Consider the following 795-nt stretch of genomic DNA (forward strand, 5'->3'; position numbering starts at 1 on the left):
CTCACAAGCGCGCTTCGAAGAAATTCGTGATGAATACCTGAAGTTTTCTGAAAATCTCACTGGCGATATTGATATTCAAATTATCCCGATTTCAGCGCTGGAAGGCGACAACGTAGTGGATAAAGGACAGAACCTGAACTGGTTTGAAGGTCCATCGTTGCTTGAGTTGCTAGAAACGGTGGATGTGGACTACGAAAAAGGTGCGGGTGAATTCCGTTTCCCTGTTCAGTACGTGAATCGTCCTAACCTTGATTTCCGTGGCTTTGCGGGCACGGTGTCGTCTGGCTCTGTGAAAGTCGGTGATGCCATCAAAGCATTGCCGTCAGGTAAAACGTCGACTGTCGCTCGCATTGTGACCTTCGATGGCGACATTGAAGAAGCGCAAGCTGGTCTAGCCGTTACGCTGACTCTGAATGATGAAATTGACATCAGCCGTGGTGATTTGATCGTGCTTGAGAATGCGCAAGTACAAACCACCAACCATATGCTTGCCGATGTGGTGTGGATGACTGCGCAGCCGTTGCAACCTGGTCGCGATTATGACATCAAGATTGCAGGTAAGAAGACCGTTGGTCACGTAGAGTCGATTCGTCACCAGTACGACATCAATAACTTGTCGACGCATGGCGCTGCGGAACTGCCTCTGAATGGCATTGGTTTGTGTGAGTGGTCGCTCAATGAATCAGTAGCTTTGGACAATTACCAAGACTGCGCAGATACCGGTGGTTTCATCATCATCGATCGCCTAACTAATGTGACCGTTGGCGCTGGCATGGTGAAAGAAAGCTTAACCGA

General features: G+C 48.9%; 1 protein-coding gene. It reads left to right on the top strand.

All coding sequences use genetic code 11. The features are described from left to right. Window positions 1-795 (top strand): elongation factor 1-alpha C-terminal domain-related protein (locus R7Q46_RS26355; RefSeq protein ID WP_411978774.1); only part of this gene is annotated, 795 nt, incomplete at both ends.

This window comes from Vibrio sp. 811 (assembly GCF_033339195.1).